This is a genomic window from Nonomuraea antri (genome assembly GCF_013283785.1).
Taxonomy (GTDB): Bacteria; Actinomycetota; Actinomycetes; order Streptosporangiales; family Streptosporangiaceae; genus Nonomuraea; species Nonomuraea antri.
On the sequence record NZ_JABCPZ010000113.1, the window covers coordinates 1 to 15167 of the forward strand.

Consider the following 15167-nt stretch of genomic DNA (forward strand, 5'->3'; position numbering starts at 1 on the left):
CCCCGTCCCCGAGCGGCACGTGACGCAGCGGCTGCGCGAGATCAGAGAAATGTCGCATCAGGCCATCGGCTCCATCGACGACCTGCTGCAGCACACCGCCTGAGTGTGCGAGCACCCGGTTCCCGACGACCTCTCCGGGCCGATCGCGGGAGCTTCGAACAGCGAGAACCTCACCCCGAAGAGGAGAGTCATGCAGGGATTATCGCGACAGGCGCTGAGACCGCGTGACGTGGGAGCGCACCGCCCCCGCTCCGTCGCCGGCGTCGTCTGCCCGGAGAGCGTCGGCGAGGTACGCGCGCTCGTCCGGAGATCCGCCGCCGCCGACCGCCACCTGTATCCGATCAGCACGGGCCGCAACTGGGGCATGGGCTCGGCCATGCCCGTCTCCGAGGACAACACCGTCGTCGACCTCGGCGGCATGAACCGCATCCGCAGCCTCGACCTCGACGCCGGCTACGCGGTCGTCGAGCCGGGCGTCACCCAGCGGCAGCTGGCCGAAGCGCTGCGCGACACCGCCTGGATGCTCAACGTCACCGCCTCGTGCGCCGACACCTCGGTCGTGGGCAACGCGCTCGAACGCGGCGACGGCTGCGTGCGCTCCCGCGTGCACGACGTGGCCGGGATCGAGGCCGTCCTGGCCGACGGCAGCGTCGTCCACACCGGCGGGCTCGACCCCTCGGGCCACTACCTCGGCCGGGGCGCCGGCCCCGACCTGACGCAGGCGTTCGTCCAGCACAACCTGGGCGTCATCACCGCCATGGCCATCTCACTGATCCCCAGGCCGCAGAGCATCGGCCTGGTCCACGCCCGCATCGAACGCGACCAGATCGGCGCCACCATCGGCGCGCTCGCCTCGTTCCTGCGCCGCGGCAACCCGGCCGAAGGGCTGCTGCGGGTGCGCGAGCTGGCCATGACCCCCGGCGGGCCCGGCTGGCTGCTGCCCGCCGGCGTCGACGCCGGCCGGTTCACCATCCTCGGCCCGCTGCTCGGCAGCGGCGAGACCGTCTCCCTGGCCGAGGAACTGCTGCGCAAGGCGCTGGTCGAGGTCGAGGGCGCGGAATCGCTGCGGGTGCTCGACGCCGCGGCCGTCGGCCCCGACGACCCGCTGTACGCCCGCGCGCTGACCGCCCAGGGGATCCCCACCTGCCACGGCGTGCAGAAGGCGCTCGGCGTGACCTCCTGCGAGCAGATCGACGCCGGACGCTTCGGCTTCCTCGTCCTGCTGCCGATGATGCCGCTGCAGGCCAGGAAGACCGAGCAGATCATGGCCACCATGCAGGAGGCCGTCGACGCCCACGGCACCGCGCTGATGGTGGAGTGGAACCTGATCGGCCGGCACCAGGCCAACGCCGTCATCCAGATCTTCTTCGACCGCTCGCAGCCGGGCGCCGACGAGCGCGCTCACCAGCTCCGCGACGAGGCCCACGGCCTGCTGCGCGAGCACGGCTGCGTCATCTACCGCTCCGACATCGACCACGCGGCCTCGACCGTCTGGTCGGGCACCGACACGGCGAGCCTCAGCATGCTGCACCGCATGAAGACCGCCCTGGACCCGGAAGGCCTCATCGCCCCGGGCCGCTACGGCACCTGAACGAACCCCGACCCCTCTTCGCGCGGGCACCGCCGGAGTGTGCCCGCACCGCGAAGTCCATCTCATGGAGGTGACCACGTGCGTTCCTCGCCAGCGGCCGTCCGGGGAAGTGGCCCGGCCACGCACCTGACCCGGCGGCATGCGGTCATGCTGCGGCTGGTCGGCGCGGGTGTCATGCTCACGGTGATGGCCGACACCACGGCCACCACCCTGGCCGTCGGGGTGCTGCGCTACACCCCCGCCGGTTCCGGGATGCCGCTCGGCGACCTGGTCTGGCTCACCAGCGCGGCCTTCGTCCCGATCGCGGCGCTGCTGGCCACGGCCGGACGCTGGGCCGACCTGTTCGGCCGCCGCAGGGTGCTGGCGGTCGGCCTGGTCATCTTCGTGATCGGCGGCATCGCCACCGTGACCGTCGAGTCCTGGTCGTACGTGCTGGCCGCGCGGGCCGTCCAGGGCGTGGGCGCGGCCGCGATGATCCCCTCCAGCCTGGGCCTGCTGCTCGGCGAGCTGCCGGAATCGCAGCGCCGCGGCGCGATCGCGCTGTGGAGCTCGGCCTCCGGCCTCGGCTGCCTGCTCATGCAGGCCGGCGGCGGCTGGCTGGCCGCCGCGTTCGGCTGGCGCGCGCTGTTCGCCCCCGTCGTCGTCATCGGCGTCGTCCTCCTGCTGGCCTGCGCCACGCTCCCGCCGGGTAAGCGCGCCGGGACCAGAGGCTGGCCGGACGTGCTCGGCGCGTGGCTGCTGGCCGCCGGGATCGCCGTCATCGTGCTGGCCATCTCCAAGGCCATGGCCTGGGGGCTGGACGTGGTGTGGCTGGTCATCGCCGCCCTGGCCCTGCTCGGCGGCGCGCTCGCCCAGGCCAGGCACCACCGCCTGCCGGCCATCGACCTGGCGCTGTGGCGCCGGCCCAGATTCGTCTGGGGCTGGCTGGCGACCTGGTGCTTCGGCGCCCTGTCGTACGGGCTGCTGACCGTGCAGCCGCTATACCTGCTCCACCTGGGTTACCCCATGCTCCAGGTGGCCATGTGGCTCACACCCACCTCGATCGCCGTCGTCGTGACCAGTTTCGTGGCCGGGCGGCTGGTGAAGAAGGTCGGCGCGTACGGGCTCATCTACGCCGGCTCGCTGCTGTGCGGCGGGGCGTGCGTGCTCGTGCTCATGCAGATGGGGCCCACGGTGTGGGGCCTGGTGGCCAGCGTCATCGTCGGCATCGGCGTCGGCGCGCTGGCCCCGGGCACGTCCGTGGCCACCACGCTGGCGGCCAAGCCGCACCAGTACGCCTCCGCCGTCGGCGCGGCCGTGATGGGCCGCATGATCGGCGGAGCGGTCGGCATCGCGATCGTCTCGGTCATGATCGACCACCCGTTCATGAGCGGGCCACTGGCCGGGCTGGCCGGCGCGCTGGCGCTGTGTGTGGCCATCTCGGTGCTGACCGGCGCCATCGCACTCACCAAGATCACCCGGCTGCGGACCGACCCCGGCGACGAGATGGTCAAGGTGCCTCGCCGGCTGTTGCTGGAGCTACGCACGACGCTCGCCACCGTCGCGGCGGAGGCCGACGCGCTACTGCCTGTCGAGACCCGCATTCCCCAGCAAGCCGATCACGCCCGCCCGCGGCGCGCGGCCGACCCCGGCACGCTCGCCGGCTCCTACGGGCCAACGCACTAGTTCAAACTTCGAAAGGGCTCTCGTCATGGCAACCACATCGTGCGACGTGGCCATCGTCGGCGCCGGTCTCGGCGGCTGCTTCCTGGCCTTGCTGCTGGGCCGCCGCGGCCACCGCGTCGTCGTCATCGAGCAGGGACCCGCCATCCCCAGCGCAGGCGCCGACTTCCTCAAGCCGCCCGGGCTGCGGGTGCTGGCCAGGCACGGGCTCACGGGCCTCGTCGAGCGCCAGGGACTCAAGCGCGACACCATCCGCTACTACCACGACGGCGAACCGATCCAGGACTGCCGCTTCCCCGGCGGCTTCCTCATCCGCCCCTACCGCGAGCTGGTCGAGCTCATCTACACCTGCTGCGCGATGGAGGGCGTGGACTTCTGGTTCGACACCGCCATCGACGACCTGACGCAGGACGAGGGCAGGATCGAGGAGCTGAAGCTGTCCGACGGACGCCGGCTGCGCGCCGGAGTCGTGATCGGCGCCGACGGCACCAGGTCGGCCATCCGCCAGGCCCTCGGCATCGACCAGGTCACCTCGCTCTACGACCGCCTGCTCATGCGGGTGGCCACGGTGCCGCTGACCGCCGGCATGGCCCAGCTCAACCGGCTGTACTTCAGCTCGGAAGGCTGGCTCGCCTACCTGTACCCGCTCAACCGCGACCAGGGACGCGTGTTCGTCGGCCTGCCGCCCGAGGACGACAAGGAGATCTTCGAGGACGGCATGCCGGTGCTGATCGACATGCTCAAGCGGTTCGTCACCGACAGCTCCGACGCCTTCGACGTGCTGCAGCCGGCCTCCTGGCACCAGATCAAGATCTCCTCGCTGCGGGTGTCGGCCTATCACCGCGGCAACGCGGCGCTGCTCGGCTCGGCCGCCTTCGCCTGCCACCCGATGACGGGCATGGGCATGAGCTACACGCTGCACGACGCGGAGATCCTGGCCGACGTCATCACCGCCGCGGCCGGCGACGGCGACCTGCTCGACCGGCTGCTGCAGGCCCGCTACGAGCCGCGCAGGCAGGTGCACAGGCAGCTCATCGACTACGGCGACGCGCTGGCCGCCACGTTCACCGACCGGCACGCCTACCTGCGGGCCTTCCGCCCCGACCTGCACGTCTTCGGCACCAGCGCCGCCGAGTCGCCCGAGATCCCGCGCATGCGGGCCAGGGTGCGGGTACCGGTGCCGCAGCTCATCTGAGTACGACCTGCGAAATCACGCGACCTGAGACCGTCGAGCCGAGTCCGTCGAGCCGAGTCCGTCGAGCCGAGACCGCGCCAGGTCGCGGCGCCCCCGCCGCCCGCCATTCCAGCCCGATGTGGCCACGATGGGGCAGTCCGTCGTTGCTGAGTGCGATGAGACGGCCCGATCCCAGGCGGCGGGGGCGCCGTTCCGCTTCACGTCCGATGGTAGGGCCAGCCCTACCACGAGGACGGGTGACAGCCAGGGTTCGCCTGGCGAGAACTCTCGCGATGCTGAGAGCGATCACGAAACACGCCTCGGCAGCATCGGAGAAGAGTGTGACCCTCCTCGAAGCCCCGCCGCCCACTCGGGGCAGCGATTTCGCGAAACTGTCCCGCCTGGTCGCCGCGGAGGGACTGCTGGAGCGGCGTCCCGGCTACTACGCGATCCGCATCGGCCTGGTGCTCGGCCTGTTCACCGCGGGGTGGACGGCGTTCGCCCTGGTCGGCGACTCCTGGTGGCAGCTGCCCGTCGCGGTGCTGCTGGCGGTGGCGTTCGCGCAGGTGACGTTGCTGGCCCACGACCTGGCGCACGGCCAGGTGTTCAGGTCGCGGCGCACCAGCAGGATCGCCGGGCTGATCGCCGGCAACCTGGCCGTCGGCCTCAGCTACGGCTGGTGGATGGACAAGCACACCCGCCACCACGCCAACCCCAACCACGAGGAGCACGACCCGGACGTCGCGCCGGACATCCTCATCTGGTCACGCAAGCAGGCCGAGCACAGCAGCGGGGTGGCCCGCTTCATCGGGCGCAGGCAGGCGTACCTGTTCTTCCCGCTGCTCACGCTGGAAGGGCTGAACCTGCGCGTGTCGAGCTTCCGCGCGCTGCGCCGCAAGACGCTCAAGAACCGCGGCGTGGAGGCCGCGCTGCTGATCGCGCACAACCTGGCCTACGTGGGCGGGGTGTTCGCGGTGCTGCCGGCCGGCAAGGCCCTGGTGTTCCTGGCCGTGCACCTGGCCTGCTTCGGCGTCTACCTGGGCTGCACGTTCGCGCCCAACCACAAGGGCATGCCCACGCTGACCGGCGAGAACTCGCTCGACTACCTCCGCAAGCAGGTGCTGACCTCGCGCAACGTGCGCGGCGGGCGGCTCATGGACGTGGCGCTCGGCGGGCTCAACCTCCAGATCGAGCACCACCTGTTCCCCAGCATGCCCAGCCCCAACCTGCACCGGGCCAGGCCGATCGTGCGCGAGTACTGCGCGTCGCTGGGCGTCGACTACGCCGAGTGCGGGCTGGTCGAGTCGTGGGCGCAGGCGCTGCGCCACCTGCACGAGGTGGGCGAGCCGCTGCGCCGGGTCAAAGCGTGACGATCAGCTCCAGGCCGTCGAAGTCCTCCCGGACGTGATAGCCGGCCTCGGCCAGGATCGTGCGTAACGCCAGCCGCACCGCGGTGCGGATGTTCCGGTACTTGACCCGGTCCTTGGCCGACAGCTCGGCGGACGTCCCCCACATGACCACCACCCCGCGCCCGGGATCGTGCCAGACGCTCAGCCCGCCCTCCTCGGCGGCCATCGACGGCTCGACGGCGAAGCCCGCATCGGTCAACGCCTGGCGGACCTGGCGCTCTAGGTCCACCTCGTCGCTTGAGGCGGTCTCCATCATGACCCGCTGCCCTCAGACGGATGAGGTGAACCTGCGGCAAGGTGGGAGTGCTGTGGAAGGATGTCTGATGTGTCCTCCGCGTCATCAGCGTTGCGCCTGTCGCGGGCCGTCGTGTTCGCGACGGTCTGCGGTGGCGTGTCCGCGGCGGGGCACGCGCTGGCAGGCGGCGGGCCGATCCCCCTGGCCGGCTACCTGCTCGGCGTCGCGTGCGCACTCTTGCTGGCCTACCTGGCCGACGGGCGCGAGCGCGGCCTGCCGGGCGTGCTGGCCCTGACGGTCACGGCGCAGGTGGCGCTGCACGAGCTGTTCGGCCGCCTGGCCCCGGCGCCGGCCGCCGGGCACGGGCACGCGGCGACCGGCATGGCGCTGGTCCACCTCACGATCGCGGCCCTGACGGCGTGGTGGCTGTGGCGGGGCGAGCGGGCGCTGTGGCTGATGATCAGCCTGTACGGCGTGCCGCCCGCGGTCATCCCGCGGCTGCTCGCGCTCGGTCCCGTCGACGTCCCGGTGCCCGGCGTGCGCCGGGCGGCCGTGCTCCGGACACGGCCGTCGCGGACGAGAGTGGTGTGCGGAGCGGTGGGCAGGCGAGGGCCGCCCGCTCCGGTCGGCTGACGACGCACCTCTGACACCCCTTCTTCTGCCTGTGCCCGGACGGCGCCACAGGCGCGGTCCGGAAGTTTCTTCTGGAGTCCACGATGGCATCGATGCCACGACACATTCACCGGGCGGCGCTGGCCGTGCTCGCCTGCCTCGCCCTCCTCGCACTCACAGCCCCCGCCGCGTACGCCCACGACAGTCTCAAGAGCAGCTCACCGGCCAAGGACGCGCAGGTCTCCGCGGTCGAGGAGATCGAGCTGGAGTTCAGCAGCCGGGTCAAGTTCCCCTTCGTCGTGCTGCACGACTCGGCCGGCCGGGCGGTCCGCCTCGGCACCCCCGAGCTCGACGGGCACCGGGTGCGCACCGGCGTGCCCGAGCCGCTGGCGGCCCGCGCGTACGTGATCGCCTGGCGGGTCGTCTCCTCCGACGGGCACCCGATCGAGGGCGAGATCCCATTCAAGGTGAAGGGGGCTCCCGCGCCGGAATCGTCGGCGCCTGAATCGTCTGGGCCTGAATCGTCGGGACCGGCATCCGGGCCGGCATCGTCCGGGCCGGCCGCTGAGACGAGCGCGCCCGCGACCTCGATCTCCCCGGCCGGAGCCGCCGGCGACCGGCCCGCGGCGGCCGACTCCGCCGGGGGCGGGATGCCCGGATGGCTCTGGGCGGCCCTGGCCGCGCTGGTGCTGCTCGGCGGAATCGTGATGATCACTACCAGGCGCCGCGGGGCCGCGGTGCAGGACACTGATGCGGGGGACCGCTCCGGCTGAGCCGGTCGCCCAGCGGGCCGGGGAGGGGGTTTGCCGATGCTGGTCGAGCAGGCCAGGCAGGTGGCCGGGCAGTGGGTGGCCGAGGAGGGCGCCGGGATGCCCGGCTTCCTCGGGGCGTTCCTCGCGGGGTCGGTGCTGTGGGCGCGCGGCGACGAGACGCTGGCGCCCTGGTCCGACGTGGACGTGACGGTGGTCTCGCAGGACACCGCCCAACATGCCGGGAAATTTCGGTACAACGGGGTATTGCTGGAGGTCTCCACCCTGTCCATGGCGGAACTGGGGTCACCACAGGACGTCCTGAGCCACTACCACCTGGCCGGCGGCTTCCACCGGCCGTCCGTGCTGGCCGACCCGACCGGCCGGCTGGGCGAGATCCAGCGGGTGGTGTCGCGCGACTTCGCCGAGAAGCCGTGGATCCTCGCCCGCTGCGCCCAGGCCATGGACGCCATCCGCGGCCGGATCAACCGCATGGACCCCGCCGACCCGCCCGCCGAGCAGGCCACGTCCTGGCTGTTCGGCACCGGCGGGATGCCGCACGTCCTGCTGGTGGCCGCGCTGCGCAACCCCACCGTGCGCGGGCGCTACCCGGCGGTGCGCGACCTGCTGGCCGCGCACCACCGGCTCGACTGCTACGAACGCCTGCTCGACCTGCTGGGCTGCGCGGAACTGGACGCGGCCCGGGTGCGCGGGCACCTGGCCGCGCTGGAGGAGGTCTACGACGCCGCCGCGCCGCTGGCCGCGCCCGCCTACCGGTTCGCCTCCGACGTCTCGGCGGTGGCCCGGCCGATCGCCATCGACGGCAGCCGCGACCTCATCGAACGCGGGCTGCACCGGGAGGCGGTGTTCTGGATCGTCGCCACGTACGCCAGGTGCCTGCTCAAGCTGGCGGCGGCCGGGGCGCACCGGACGGCGTACGAGCGCGGGTTCCGCGCGCTGCTCGCCGACCTCGGCGCGGAGACGTTCCGCGACCGCCGCCGGCGCGGCGACCACGTGCTGGCCGCACTGCCCGACCTCTGGCAGACCGCCATGTCCCTGTGCTGACGGCGGCGGGGCGTCAGGGGCGGCGTCAGCGGCCGTCCAGGCGGGGGTAGTCGCGGCCGAAGATCTGCGGGGCGTGCTCGCCGACGAAGTCGGCGGGGAAGCCGAGCCGGAAGTCCGAGGCCGACTCCAGCCGCCGCATCGCCTCCTCGGGCAGCGTCACGTCGACCGCGCCCAGGTTGTCCTCGAGCTGCTCGATCGTGCTGGCGCCGACGATCGGGTGCACGCCGCGCGCCAGCGTCCAGGCGATCGCCACCTGCGCCGGGCTCACACCCAGCTCCGCCGCGACCTCGCGCACCGCCGCCGCCTCCGGCGTCTCCTGCGCGCCCGGCCGCCCCGACAGCACCCCGCGCCCGAGCGTGCGCCAGGCCGCCACGGTCATCCCGTACGCCCGCGCCATCGGCAGCAGCTCCCGCTCGATGTCACGCCACCCCACGTTGTACGGCACCTGCAACCCGGCGAACGGCGTCCACCCGCGCCACTCGGCCAGCGTGTTGGCCCGGCTCACCAGCCAGGCCGGCGCGTCGGAGATGCCGGCGTAGAGGATCTTCCCGGCGCGGACCGCGTCGTCCAGCGCCCGCATGGTCTCCTCGATCGGGGTGTGCGGGTCCCACACGTGCACCCAGTACAGGTCGATGTAGTCGGTGCGCAGCCGGCGCAGGCTCGACTCCAGGGACAGCACGAGGTTCTTGCGGTGGCTGCCGCCCGCGTTGAGATCGGTGGCGTCGCGGGTGAGCGTGTACTTGGTGGCCAGCACGAACCGGTCGCGCCGGCCGCGCAGCAGCTCGCCGACCACGTTCTCGCTGTCGCCGTAGGCGTCGGCGGTGTCGACCACGTTGCCGCCGGCCTCGGCGTACCTGTCGAACATCCGGCGTACCTGGGGCGAGTGCTCGGCGAAGCCCATCGCGCCGAGGAAGAGCTGGGAAACGCGCAGCCCGGTCTGGCCGAGCAGCCGGTATCGCATGAGAGGGCCTCCAAAGGGTGTCGGTAGTGGGTCAACCATGCCGGTAATCGCGTGCCGTTGGCAGGCCGGGCGCAGACTGGCCCTGGCAGGGCCACGCTGAGCGCGGGCCGCGGGCATAGGGTTGTCGGTCGTGAGCGACAACGAGCTGGGCCGCTACCTGCGTGCTCGCCGCGAGGCCGTCCGGCCGTCCGAGCTGGGCCTGCCCGAGGGGTCGCGGCGGCGCACGCCGGGCCTGCGCAGGTCCGAGCTGGCCACGGTGGCCGGGGTGAGCGTCGAATACCTGACCAGGCTGGAGCAGGGCCGCGACCGCAACCCGTCGCTGCAGGTGCTCGGCACGCTCGCCGACGCGCTGCGGCTGCCGCCGGCCGAGCGGGCGCACCTGCGCATGCTGGCCAAGACCGCGAGCGGCGGCGACGCGCTGCTGTGCCCTTCGGCCTGGCCGCCGCCGTCGCGCGCGGTGCGCCCGACCGTGCGGGCGCTGCTCGACCGGCTGGAGCCGGCGCCCGCCGTGGTGCTCAACCGGCTCGGCGAGGTCCTCGCGCACACCGGCGGCTTCCGCCTGCTGGCCGCACCCATCGGGCTGCTCGACGGCGAGCCGCCCAACCTCGTGCGCTACCTGTTCACCGACGCGCGCGCCCGCGCCGCCTTCCCCGGCTGGTCGCGCCTGGCCGACGAGCACGCCGCCGAGCTGCGTCTCGACGCGGCCCTGGCCGACCCGCACACCCGGCACCTGGTCGACGAGCTGACGTTCACGGCCGGCCCGGCGTTCACCGAGCGCATGGCGGCGGCCGGGGGCGAGATGCGCACGTCCGGGACGGAGACCCTGGTGCATCCGGAGGCGGGCGAGCTGCGCCTGGCCAGGGAGACGATGCAGCTCGACGACGGCGAGCAGCGGCTGCTGGTCTACCTGCCCGCCGACGCCGCCACCACGGCCGCGCTCGACCGGCTCACCGGCCGCCGCCCGGGCGCGCTGCGCGCCGTCAACGACTAGCCGCGCGGCGGGCGTTCAGCCGCGCACTTCCAGGCCCATCGCCCGGGCCAGGGTGGTGGCCTGCACCGGGTCGATGATCGCCTTGTTCAGCTTGGCGGTGTAGGGGTCGAGGTCGCCCAGGTCGCTGCCGCGCAGGTCGCACTTGGTCAGGTCGGCCTCGCGCAGCCAGGCGCCGGTCAGGTCGCAGCGGGCCAGCGTGGCGCTCTCGAACCTGGCCCCGGTCAGGTCGGCCTCGCGCAGCCGCACCCCGTCGAAGGTGCAGTTGCGCAGGTCGGCGCCGGGCAGGCCGACGTAGGACCAGTCGCCGCCGTCGACCTTGAGCAGGCCGTAGGTGCAGCCGTCGAACATGCTCCCGGTCAGCTTGCAGCCGTGGAAGGCGGCGTCGAACAGCGAGCAGCGCTTGAAAGTGCAGTTGAGGAACTGCGCGTCGCGATGCTCGGACACGTTGAAGCGCACGCTGCTGAACGTGCACTCCTCGAACGTGGACCCCTCGTTGACCAGCTCGGTCATGTCGACGTCGACGAACAGCACGCGGTGGAAGCTCTCCCGCTGGAGCACCCGGCCGTCCCAGTCCTCCGACCGGACGGTGGACTCGGTGGGCGGCGCGGGAACCCCGTGCTTGCGATCGGCCATGCGAACAAACTAGCGGATCGTCAGGCCCGTTTGGCGATCGCGGTGATGAACGGCTGCACCAGTTTGGCCGCCAGCGGGCCGAACGCGGCCAGGATCAGCACGTACGCGGCGGCCAGCGGCCCCAGGTCGGGATGCGCCCCGGCGGCCACCGCCAGACCGGCGATGACGATGTTGAACTCGCCGCGCGGGATCAGCGCGATGCCCGCCCGCGCCTGGCCGGCCTTGCCGATGCCGGCCCGTCTGGCGGCGTACATGCCGGTCAGCAGCTTGGTGATCATGGTGACCAGGGCCAGCAGCGCGGCCAGGCCGGCCACCGGCAGGATCTTCGACGGATCCGTGCGCAGGCCGAAGAAGACGAAGAACACCGCAGCGAACAGGTCGCGCAGCGGCGCGAGCAGCGCCTGCGCCTCGTGCGCGAGCTCGCCGGACAGCGCGATCCCCACCAGGAACGCGCCCACCGCGGCCGACACCTGCAGCTGCTGGGCGATGCCGGCCACCAGCAGGGCCAGGCCGACCACCTTCAGCAGCAGCACCTCGGAGTTCGGGCTGGACACGAACGCCTCGATGAACCGGCCGAAGCGCAGCGCCACCACGAGCACGACGGTCACCGTGGCCAGCGCGATGCCCACCGTGGCGGCCCCGCTCACCCAGCTCAGCCCGGCCAGCATGGCGGTCAGCACCGGCAGGTAGACGGCCATCGTCAGGTCTTCGAACACCAGCAGCGACAACACCGTCGGCGTCTCGCGGTTACCGATCCATCCCAGGTCGGACAGCACCTTGGCGGTGATGCCCGAGGAGGTGGCGTACGTGACGCCGGCCATGGCCACCGCCGCCACCGGGCCCCAGCCGAGCAATAACGCGCAGATGGCACCGGGGGCGGCGTTGAGCACCAGGTCCACGAGACCGGCCCGGGCGTTGCCCTTCAGGCTGGTCACCAGTTCGTCGGCGTTGTATTCCAGGCCCAGCGTCAGCAGCAGCAGGACCACGCCCAGTTCCGCGCCGATGCCGAGGAAGTCGTCGCTGGTGGCCAGCGGCAGCACGCCGCCCTGGCCGAAGGCCAGACCGGCGATCAGGTAGAGGGGGATGGGGGAGATGCCGACCCGCAGCGCCAGCGCGCCGAGCACGCCGAGACCCAGCAGGACCGCACCGACTTCGAGAAAGATGATGGTGGTGTGGTGCACCCGCGGCCCTACCCGCCGGCCAGGATGTCGGCCACCTCTGAGGTGCTGTCGGCGCTGCCCACCACGACCACGATGTCGCCTTCCGCGAACACGAACGCGGGGCCGGGGCTGGCGACCACCTGGCCGCCGCGCACGACCGCGACGATGGAGGCGCTGGTACGGGTGCGCACGCGCGCCTCACCCATCGGCCGCCCCGCGTACGGAGAGCCGGCCGGGATCGGCAGCTGCACGCTGACCAGGCCCTCGACCTGCTGATGAAGCTCGTTGAGCCGCTGCACGATCCGAGGCGCGCCGAGCAGCTCGGCCAGCGCGTCCGCCTCGTGGTCGTTGAGCTTGACCGTTTGACAGGCGCGATCGGGGTCGTCCTTGTCGTAGATCACCAGATCGCGCCGCCCGGTGCGGTGCGACACGACGCCGACCCGCTGACCTGCGCGGGTGGTGAAATCATGCCGCAAACCGATCCCTGGCAGCGCCGTCTGCTCGACTTCCACCGCACTCACCACCCAGATCCGAACATTTCCGGACAACCCTACCAACGTTTCGAGGGCGCGGCCGATCGCCTCAGGCGTCGCCGCCGCGGGCCGCCGCGATCACCCGCGTCAGCGAACGATGCAGGTCCTGCAGCTCGTCCAGGCTCATGCCCAGGCGTGCCACGATGGCCGGCGGGATCTTCTCCGCCTCGGCCCGCAGCGCCCGGCCGGCCGGGGTGAGGGTCACCGACAGCGCCCGCTCGTCCTTGCTGTCGCGCTCGCGGTTGAGGTAGCCGAGCGCCTGCAGCCGCTTGAGCAGGGGCGACAGGGTGCCCGGGTCGAGCTGGAGCAGCTCGCCCAGCTCCTTGACCGACAGCGGCTCGAACTGCCACAGCGCGAGCATGGCCAGGTATTGAGGGTGGGTCAGCCCGAAGGGCTGCAGCAGCGGCCGGTACAGCCCGATGACGCTGCGCGAGGCGATGCTGAGCGCGAAGCACACCTGCCGGTCCAGGGCCAGCAGGTCTGTGTCGTCCGTCACAGGCTCCATCAGGGGGTCCTCCGCGCGTTGCGTGCTAATTTAGTTTGTGTACCAATTATTAGCCCGCAAATAGAGGTCGCGCAAACCAACTGGAGGACGATCCTCGTGTTTCACCGCAAGCCGCTGGAGGAGCGCATCGCCGAGCGTCAGGCCCAGTTGCGACCGCTGAAGGAGGGCAAGCACTTCGAGCACGGCCCGGCCAAGTTCGTCTTCATCACGCTGATCGCCGTGGTCGTGCTCATGCACACCGTCGGTCTGGCCGTCGTCATGCACTTCTCCTGACGGCATGCGGGCGTCGGCGGCCCCCTCCGGCCACCGACGCCCGCGTCCTACGCCGTGCCCGTAGGCGTTACTTGCCCTTGTCGAGGAACGTGTCGCAGTCCTGCGCCGTCACCCACTTGTGCGAGGAGATCGCGTCGTTGGCCGAGTAGGCCGTGCCCGCGTTGGAGCCGGCGGTGCGCGCCCTGAACTTGTCGTCCGCCAGGTTGTCGGCGTAGAACTGGCCCGGCTTCAGGCAGGTGTAGCCGTAGCGCCAGTCGTAGCCGGTGTAGTCGTAGAAGGCCACCACGTCGTAGCCGCCGATGTCCCCGTTGTTCATCACCGAGGAGACGGTGTTGGTGGCGTTGGTGATCTCCCCGCCGCCGTCGCCCCAGTCGTAGTCATCGCCCAGCGCGTCGTCGAGCCTGTTGGTGCAGTAGGCGTCGCGCCAGATGCGGACCCGGCCGTCACGGTGGTCGCCGGGCACCGCGTTCCACTCCTGGTTGCACCGGGTGTCGGCCTGCACGGTCGCCGTCGGGACGGTCAGGCCCACGGTGACGAGCGTCACGCCCAGGCCGAGTGCGGACAGGGTTCTGCGCATACCATCTCTCCTCATGGTTGATTCCGGTTGATCTGTCTGGCCTGGTCGAAGGCGGCGCGTTTCAGCCGCCGGTAGGTGTTCAGCTCGTCGGCGTAGGGCCGGCCGGCCCGCTCGCGGTACTCGTCCTCCAGCGAGCCCGCGACCTCGATGTAGGAGGCCGCCCTGGCGCAGGTGGCCTCGGCCACCGCCAGCTCGACCTCGACCGCGTGGGCCGCGTCCTGGTCCAGTCCCTTGGTCAGGCCCGGCAGGGCGGAGCGGATCGCCGGCGGGTCGGGGTAGGCGTGGCCGCGCGCTTCCATGCACCGCGACCAGCTCCGCAGCACGGTCTGGAACCGCTGGTCGGCGAGCAGGCCGGGCACGTAGAGCGGCTGCAGGTTGGTCGCGATCGTGCTGGACTCGAACCAGGTGGAACGATCCCCGTAGAGCCGTTCGAGCGCCTCGCCCAGGCAGCCGCCGGACTTGCTGGTGACCCGGCCGCCGCTCGGGAGGCGCACGGTCATCGTGGCGGCGTCGTCGCCGCCGTCCAGGGCCTGGTTGTAGCGCCGCAGCTCGCCCGCGGGCAGCCCGCCGGCGTAGGCGTGGTTCCTGCTCGCCGTCTTGGCGGCCATGATCCGGGCCCGCAGCCGTCCGCCGTAGCCGTTCTTCCGCGCCCACTCGACGTCGGTCAGCATGAACCCGGAGCCCTTGCGCTCCTCCTCGCTGAGCTGGGCGGGCGGCCAGTAGCTGAATCCGTGGCGGGCCATGCACCGCTGGATCAGCGTCTGCTCGGCCTGCTCGACCTGGATGATCTCGGCCGTCGTCAGCGCGGCGGGCGGCTGCCCGGCTGGCTGGGCGGCGCATCCGGCGATGATCCCCGCGATCGCGGTCGCCCCCAGCGCCCGCCTGGCCGCGTCACCGAGCCGGCGTACGCCATGACTCAGAGCGTGCGTACGCGTCGGCTGCATTCGTGTCCTTCCCGGGGTTCCGCTCGGCTGGCGAAGATCAGTTTCGGCGCGCCGGGAATTGTCCGACACCCCCTATCACCAGTGCAGACAAAG

The 15167-nt window shown here is 72.0% G+C and carries 17 protein-coding genes; 9 read left to right on the top strand and 8 right to left on the bottom strand.

The genetic code is table 11. The features are described 5' to 3' along the window. The first annotated feature begins 229 nt into the window (after positions 1-229). The 4 genes from HII36_RS31125 (at position 230) to HII36_RS31140 (ending at position 5797) form a co-directional block, all read left to right on the top strand. On the top strand, positions 230-1591 hold the full coding sequence (locus tag HII36_RS31125) for an FAD-binding oxidoreductase (RefSeq protein WP_173526853.1): 1362 nt from the start codon (positions 230-232) through the stop codon (positions 1589-1591). Positions 1592-1669: 78 nt separating this feature from the next. Next, on the top strand, positions 1670-3256 hold the full coding sequence (locus HII36_RS31130; protein WP_173526854.1) for an MFS transporter: 1587 nt from the start codon (positions 1670-1672) through the stop codon (positions 3254-3256). 25 nt (positions 3257-3281) lie between these two features. Next, the gene (locus tag HII36_RS31135) at positions 3282-4448 is read left to right on the top strand and encodes an FAD-dependent monooxygenase (protein ID WP_173526855.1); all 1167 of its coding nucleotides are present in this window, start codon (positions 3282-3284) and stop codon (positions 4446-4448) included. A gap of 320 nt (positions 4449-4768) precedes the next feature. Then, positions 4769-5797, top strand: a complete 1029-nt coding sequence (locus tag HII36_RS31140; RefSeq protein ID WP_407940835.1) for a fatty acid desaturase family protein — start codon at positions 4769-4771, stop codon at positions 5795-5797. Here the strand turns inward: HII36_RS31140 and HII36_RS31145 are convergent. Then, on the bottom strand, positions 5787-6092 hold the full coding sequence (locus tag HII36_RS31145) for a hypothetical protein (RefSeq protein WP_173526857.1): 306 nt from the start codon (positions 6090-6092) through the stop codon (positions 5787-5789). The genes HII36_RS31140 and HII36_RS31145 overlap by 11 nt on opposite strands. Before the next feature lie 69 nt (positions 6093-6161). Here HII36_RS31145 and HII36_RS31150 point away from each other — a divergent pair, with 69 nt between their 5' ends. The 3 genes from HII36_RS31150 to HII36_RS31160 all read left to right on the top strand — a co-directional run bounded on the left by HII36_RS31150 (position 6162) and on the right by HII36_RS31160 (position 8497). After that, entirely contained in the window at positions 6162-6704 is a 543-nt protein-coding gene (locus HII36_RS31150; RefSeq protein WP_173526858.1) for a hypothetical protein, read from the top strand. A 92-nt stretch (positions 6705-6796) separates the two neighbouring features. Then, positions 6797-7456: a copper resistance CopC family protein gene (locus HII36_RS31155; RefSeq protein WP_173526859.1), complete on the top strand. Its 660-nt coding sequence runs from the start codon at positions 6797-6799 to the stop codon at positions 7454-7456. 30 nt (positions 7457-7486) lie between these two features. Next, positions 7487-8497 carry a hypothetical protein gene (locus HII36_RS31160; RefSeq protein ID WP_173526860.1) on the top strand — a complete coding sequence of 337 codons (1011 nt, stop codon included), beginning with the start codon at positions 7487-7489 and terminating at the stop codon, positions 8495-8497. A gap of 25 nt (positions 8498-8522) precedes the next feature. Here HII36_RS31160 and HII36_RS31165 read toward each other — a convergent pair whose 3' ends face one another. Beyond that, on the bottom strand, positions 8523-9458 hold the full coding sequence (locus HII36_RS31165; RefSeq protein ID WP_173526861.1) for an aldo/keto reductase: 936 nt from the start codon (positions 9456-9458) through the stop codon (positions 8523-8525). Between the two features lie 130 nt (positions 9459-9588). Here HII36_RS31165 and HII36_RS31170 point away from each other — a divergent pair, with 130 nt between their 5' ends. Continuing rightward, positions 9589-10449, top strand: a complete 861-nt coding sequence (locus HII36_RS31170; protein ID WP_173526862.1) for a helix-turn-helix domain-containing protein — start codon at positions 9589-9591, stop codon at positions 10447-10449. Positions 10450-10464: 15 nt separating this feature from the next. Here HII36_RS31170 and HII36_RS31175 read toward each other — a convergent pair whose 3' ends face one another. From HII36_RS31175 to HII36_RS31190, 4 genes are all read right to left on the bottom strand, one after another. Continuing rightward, positions 10465-11082: a pentapeptide repeat-containing protein gene (locus tag HII36_RS31175; protein ID WP_173526863.1), complete on the bottom strand. Its 618-nt coding sequence runs from the start codon at positions 11080-11082 to the stop codon at positions 10465-10467. Positions 11083-11102: 20 nt separating this feature from the next. Further along, on the bottom strand, positions 11103-12263 hold the full coding sequence (locus HII36_RS31180) for a cation:proton antiporter (RefSeq protein WP_173526864.1): 1161 nt from the start codon (positions 12261-12263) through the stop codon (positions 11103-11105). Positions 12264-12271: 8 nt separating this feature from the next. Then, positions 12272-12763: a cation:proton antiporter regulatory subunit gene (locus HII36_RS31185; RefSeq protein ID WP_407940836.1), complete on the bottom strand. Its 492-nt coding sequence runs from the start codon at positions 12761-12763 to the stop codon at positions 12272-12274. Positions 12764-12824: 61 nt separating this feature from the next. Beyond that, positions 12825-13280 carry a MarR family winged helix-turn-helix transcriptional regulator gene (locus tag HII36_RS31190; protein ID WP_173526865.1) on the bottom strand — a complete coding sequence of 152 codons (456 nt, stop codon included), beginning with the start codon at positions 13278-13280 and terminating at the stop codon, positions 12825-12827. A 96-nt stretch (positions 13281-13376) separates the two neighbouring features. On the opposite strand from HII36_RS31190, the gene HII36_RS31195 reads away from it, so the two are divergent. Continuing rightward, positions 13377-13553, top strand: coding sequence for a hypothetical protein (locus HII36_RS31195; RefSeq protein ID WP_173526866.1), 177 nt, complete (start codon positions 13377-13379; stop codon positions 13551-13553). 67 nt (positions 13554-13620) lie between these two features. Here the strand turns inward: HII36_RS31195 and HII36_RS31200 are convergent, their stop codons facing one another. Continuing rightward, the gene (locus HII36_RS31200) at positions 13621-14130 is read right to left on the bottom strand and encodes a hypothetical protein (protein WP_173526867.1); all 510 of its coding nucleotides are present in this window, start codon (positions 14128-14130) and stop codon (positions 13621-13623) included. 11 nt (positions 14131-14141) lie between these two features. Continuing rightward, on the bottom strand, positions 14142-15074 hold the full coding sequence (locus tag HII36_RS31205; RefSeq protein WP_173526868.1) for a hypothetical protein: 933 nt from the start codon (positions 15072-15074) through the stop codon (positions 14142-14144). Positions 15075-15167 lie beyond the last annotated feature (93 nt).

Coding starts and splice junctions, on each gene's coding strand:
- HII36_RS31135 (WP_173526855.1), top strand. CDS start 3,282: ATGGCAACCACATCGTGCGACGTGGCCATCGTCGGCGCCGGTCTCGGC.
- HII36_RS31200 (WP_173526867.1), bottom strand. CDS start 14,130: ATGCGCAGAACCCTGTCCGCACTCGGCCTGGGCGTGACGCTCGTCACC.
- HII36_RS31155 (WP_173526859.1), top strand. CDS start 6,797: ATGCCACGACACATTCACCGGGCGGCGCTGGCCGTGCTCGCCTGCCTC.
- HII36_RS31165 (WP_173526861.1), bottom strand. CDS start 9,458: ATGCGATACCGGCTGCTCGGCCAGACCGGGCTGCGCGTTTCCCAGCTC.
- HII36_RS31145 (WP_173526857.1), bottom strand. CDS start 6,092: ATGATGGAGACCGCCTCAAGCGACGAGGTGGACCTAGAGCGCCAGGTC.
- HII36_RS31205 (WP_173526868.1), bottom strand. CDS start 15,074: ATGCAGCCGACGCGTACGCACGCTCTGAGTCATGGCGTACGCCGGCTC.
- HII36_RS31190 (WP_173526865.1), bottom strand. CDS start 13,280: ATGGAGCCTGTGACGGACGACACAGACCTGCTGGCCCTGGACCGGCAG.
- HII36_RS31175 (WP_173526863.1), bottom strand. CDS start 11,082: ATGGCCGATCGCAAGCACGGGGTTCCCGCGCCGCCCACCGAGTCCACC.